General features: G+C 63.1%; 5 protein-coding genes and 1 pseudogene. 3 read left to right on the plus strand and 3 right to left on the minus strand.

Features of this window, described 5'->3' with window-relative positions; genetic code table 11:
* The 3 genes and pseudogenes from EOA27_RS24565 to EOA27_RS24575 all read right to left on the minus strand — a co-directional run.
* Positions 1–201, minus strand: a pseudogene (locus EOA27_RS24565) (xanthine dehydrogenase family protein subunit M); the annotation flags it as partial.
* Positions 202–216: 15 nt separating this feature from the next.
* A complete protein-coding gene (locus EOA27_RS24570) occupies positions 217–660 on the minus strand; it encodes an SRPBCC family protein (RefSeq protein WP_126081909.1) in 444 nt (147 codons plus the stop codon).
* Positions 661–765: 105 nt separating this feature from the next.
* Positions 766–1,593 carry an AraC family transcriptional regulator gene (locus tag EOA27_RS24575; RefSeq protein ID WP_126081910.1) on the minus strand — a complete coding sequence of 276 codons (828 nt, stop codon included), beginning with the start codon at positions 1,591–1,593 and terminating at the stop codon, positions 766–768.
* Positions 1,594–1,826: 233 nt separating this feature from the next.
* Between EOA27_RS24575 and EOA27_RS24580 the strand changes: the two genes are divergently transcribed.
* The 3 genes from EOA27_RS24580 to EOA27_RS24590 form a co-directional block, all read left to right on the plus strand.
* Entirely contained in the window at positions 1,827–2,807 is a 981-nt protein-coding gene (locus EOA27_RS24580; protein ID WP_189343098.1) for an IS5 family transposase, read from the plus strand.
* Between the two features lie 183 nt (positions 2,808–2,990).
* On the plus strand, positions 2,991–3,446 hold the full coding sequence (locus EOA27_RS24585) for a GFA family protein (protein ID WP_126083292.1): 456 nt from the start codon (positions 2,991–2,993) through the stop codon (positions 3,444–3,446).
* 291 nt (positions 3,447–3,737) lie between these two features.
* Positions 3,738–4,346, plus strand: a 609-nt coding sequence (locus EOA27_RS24590; protein ID WP_245491151.1) for an amidohydrolase family protein, incomplete at its 3' end; no start/stop codon positions are given.

Here is a 4,346-nt window from a genome sequence, read left to right on the forward strand (position 1 = left end):
GCCGAGCCCTACGTTGCCGCCCGCAACAGCGATTTGCGAGAGGCCAGGATCGGTGACGCGGACCAGGCTGGATGTGGACACATCGCCTTCATTGGCCGCGCGGACGACAAGCGTACCGCCGCCGAGATAGCGCGTGCCGGCGGCTTGCAGTGCGGCATTGGCGTCCTTCACGGTCGAAAAAGTCTGCAGCGCAAGCGACATGGCGCGCTCCCCGGTTCAACTGTTGACGGCGAAATGGGCCTTCAGGGCGTTGAAGCCGCCCTGGAAGACGTTGGCGCCCATGCCCTCGGCCAACTTGTCGGCCTCCTCCGGCGCTGCGTCGAAGCTCGCCGTCCATTCCGCATAGGTGCGGTTGCCGTCGGTGACGCGGCGCAATTGCAGCGTCGCCTTGTGATTGGTGAGCGGCTGCGGCGTTTCGAGGATGGAATAGCTGACCAGGAAATTCTCGTCCGAGAAGTCGAGCAGCTTTTCACGCAGGGTCGCGCCGCTGACCAGTTTGAAATTGCGCACGCAGCCGATCGTAGTTGCGTCCTTGCCGTCCTCGATGAGGCTTTCCACCATGCGAGGATGCCAACCGGGCAAACCGTTGAAGTCGCGGATGCGCGCCCAGACCTGCTCGACCGGCGCGTCGATGACGCTGGAAATGGTGACTTTCGCCATAGACTCGTTCCCTTGCAAAGATCGGGAGAAGGCTAAGGCTGTCGGTCAGCTTGCGCTTATCAATGCGTCTTGAAGGCGTATCAACCAGTCGGAAAAACAGGCGCCTCAGGACGTCGCCCGAGCGGCTTCACGATAGAGCGTCGGCGGCACGCCGACATGGTCGCGGAAGAAGCGTGAGAAATTGCCCTGGGTGGTGAAGCCGAGATTGCAGGCGACGGAGATCAGCGGTTCCTGCGACCACTGCAGCTGGCGCACGGCTTCCTCCATGCGCAGCGTGTTCCAGTAGACGTTCGGGGTCAGGCTGGTCTGTTCCTTGAAGAGCGCAAAGAAATGCGGTCGGGAGAGCCCGACCGAACGGGCGACATCGTCGAAGGAGATGCGCTCGCAGACATTGGCCTTCATCAGCTGGATCGCCTTGCGGACACGGAAGTCGAGCATCGTGTTGATGCGCGCACGGGCTATCTGCGGCGACGAAGCGTCCGCTGCGTCGAGCACTGAGTCGATGAAACGCTCGATCTCGTAATTGGCGACGTCGTCGATGCTCTCATTGTCGGTGAGATGATCGAGCAGGTTGGCCGCCGCCTGGTGCAGCCAGGGCTCCAGCGTGATCGCGGCCTGCGTGAACAGCGGCGCCGAGGAGGGCAGGTCGCGGCGCCGGCGCGCCCAATCCGGGTCGATGTAGAAGGCCAGGAACAGGCCGGGCCTGCCGTCATGCGACAGCGCGTGGCTGTGCGGCTGGAATGAGTTGATGCCCGCTGCCGTGAACGGCCCAAGCCGCACCGTTTCCCGGCCGATGGTCATTTCGCCTGCCGTGCCTTCCAGCCAGATGATGAGATGTGCCTCGCCATGGGCATGGGTGACGAAGTCGTTGGCGACATTCAGCACGGAAACATGCCCGAACCGGCCCCAATAGAGCCTGATCGCGTCCGTCATGGGTATCGTTCCTCCCGCAGGCGACTGGCCTCCCTTCGCCTGCCCAAGGATAGTGCGGCTGAGTTTGCGGTGGCGTCAAGGCGGGCAAAGATGACGGACGCTTTGGGGGGCGGCAAGCGGACGGATTTTCAGACTGAGCGATAGGGGTGGCGACCCCTTCTCCCACAAGGAGGGCTTTGCACGGAACTGAGTTGGTGATTCCGTATGTCCGGCATGAAGGGGAGATGATTCGGATGGTCGATCGCGTGCTTGGACAACTGAGCCTTGCGGATGGGCTGGTGTGGTCGGATGTGACGGAGCTTGACCAGATCTCGCGAGTGATCGACTGGGTGCCGATCAAGGCGCTTCTTGGTCAGCGCAGCGGACCAGGACGGGGCAATATTAGCTATCCGGCCGAGGCCTTGCTGCGCTGTCTGCTGCTTGGCGTGTGGAACAATCTCAGCGATCCTTCGCTGGAGGCACAACTGCGCGACCGGCTGTCGTTCCGCCGCTTTGCCGGTTTCAGCCTGTCGGACCCCACGCCGGACCATTCGACGTTGTGGCGTTTCCGCGAGGAGCTGAAGTGCGATGGGCTGATCGACCGGGTGTTTTATGAGATCACGCGGCAGCTTGAGCAGAAGGGGCTGATCGTCAAGCGCGGCACGTTGATTGATGCCTCCTTCATGCAGGCCGCCGCGCGCCCGCCGGCGAAGCCGAAGAAGGGTGAGGAGGCGACGGCGCGGCCATCGGCTGATGGCGAGGCACGTTGGGGACGCAAGGGCACCAAGACCGTGTTCGGCTATAAGGTGCACAACGGCGTCGACGATGCTCATACGCTGATCCGGCGCATGGACTTCACGGATGCATCGGTCACCGATACCGAGCCGGCCGACGGCCTGATCATCGGGGACGAGAAGGCGGCCTATGGCGACCAAGCCTACTACACCCATGCCCGCCATGCCCGGCTGAAGCAGGCCGGCATCAAGGACCGGCTGATGCACAGAGCCAACAAGCACCATCCGCTGACGCCGCGTCAGAAGCAGCGCAACCGGCTGATCTCGAAGGTGCGGGCGGCAGTGGAGCGGCCGTTTGCAGTGTTCAAACAGCGCTACGGCATGCGGCGACTGCGCTTCTTCAACCTTGCCACCAACAGGACGCAGTGCATGCTTGCCGGCTGCGGCTACAATCTGCAGCGAGCGGCCGCAGTCCTTTTCCCGAAGAGGAAGCCGGCATGAGGCGCAGTCCGCCCAAAATCCACTGCCAAGGCGGCCTGAGGCCCCAAGAGCGAGGCAAAATAACCCGCCAAAGCGGCCAGAGCGCCTTTCAAAAAACGCCCATCCGCCTCGTGCGCTAAATATCGACTCCCATGCAAAACCCTCTCAGGGGGAGAACGGGAAACCCCAACCAAGGAGCCCATCTTGCCCACCCTCGCTCTGCCCGCCGAAGGAGGCTGCCGCTGCGGCCGCGTGCGCCTGAAAATCTCGGCAAAACCGCTGCTCACCATGGCCTGCCACTGCACCGGCTGCCAGCGCATGTCGTCCAGCGCCTATTCCCTGAGCGCGGCGATCCCCTCGGATGGTTTCGAGGTGACGAAGGGCGAGCCGGTGATCGGCGGCCTGCACGGCGCCTCGAAACACTATTTCTGCGGCTACTGCATGACCTGGATGTTCACGCGACCGGAAGGGATCGACTGGTTCGTCAATCTGCGCCCGACCATGCTCGACGACCATGCCTGGTTCGCGCCCTTCATCGAGACCTGGACGGCCGAGAAACTGCCCTGGGCGGCGACACCGGCCGTGCACAGCTACGAAGCGCTGCCTGCCTTCGAGGAATATGAGCGGCTGGTCACCGAATACGCCGGAGCGCAGAAGTAAAACGGCGACCCAGGGCAAGGTCGCCGTCGCATTCTGTTCATGGTCGACGCGTCCGTTGGGGGCGCATTGTTGGGGATGTGCTTGGGCGTCCGCGTCGACCACGGCGGCCTCATACCGCAGACTTCACCATGGCACATTTGCCGCTCGCTGAAACTTACGCGAAAGCGGTATATAACAGGCGTTGTACTTGGCTTCTTCCACAACGGGAGAAGGCAAGGGCGAAACACTTTCTATCCAATCCCGCATTGACCTTGGCCAGCCAAGCGACGACCACTGATGCGTTCACTTTCAATGGGATGCATCTTGAACCAGACTCATTTCCTCAACGCCAGGCTCGCCGACGGCACGGTCGTTGATCTCACTGTCGAGGGCGGCCGCTTCAGCGCTGTGGCGCCTGCGGCGAACACGACGCCGCCGACGGACGGCGCCGTCGACCTCGCCGGACAGCTCGTGCTGCCAGCCTTCGTCGATGGCCACATCCATCTCGACACCTCCTTCTACCGCGACGCCTGGCGCCCGCACATTCCCTGCACCAACGGCTTCGACGTGCGCGAGCGCGTCGCTTTCCAGATGCGCAACCTCGAGCAGGCAACACCCATGGCGGAGCGCGCGAAGAACCAGCTCGAGCTTTGCGTCGGCCATGGCAGCCTCGCCATGCGCAGCCATGTCATGGTCGATGCCGCGGTCGGGCTGAAGCATGTCGAGACGATCCTCGCCGTGCGGGAGAAATATCGCGACCTGATCGACATCCAGCTTGTCGCCTTCCCGCAGAGCGGCATCCTGTCCTCGCCTGGCACGGCGGAACTGCTCGACGAGGCGCTCAAGCTCGGCTGCGACCTGATCGGCGGGCTTGATCCGGCGAGCTTCGACCGCGACGTGAAAGGGCACCTCGATGTGATG

Source organism: Mesorhizobium sp. M2A.F.Ca.ET.037.01.1.1 (genome assembly GCF_003998075.1).
Taxonomy (GTDB): Bacteria; Pseudomonadota; Alphaproteobacteria; order Rhizobiales; family Rhizobiaceae; genus Mesorhizobium.

Bases quoted from the DNA above. Each gene is read 5' to 3' on its own strand.
- EOA27_RS24570 (WP_126081909.1), bottom strand. From the start codon at position 660: ATGGCGAAAGTCACCATTTCCAGCGTCATCGACGCGCCGGTCGAGCAG.
- EOA27_RS24575 (WP_126081910.1), bottom strand. From the start codon at position 1,593: ATGACGGACGCGATCAGGCTCTATTGGGGCCGGTTCGGGCATGTTTCC.
- EOA27_RS24580 (WP_189343098.1), top strand. From the start codon at position 1,827: ATGGTCGATCGCGTGCTTGGACAACTGAGCCTTGCGGATGGGCTGGTG.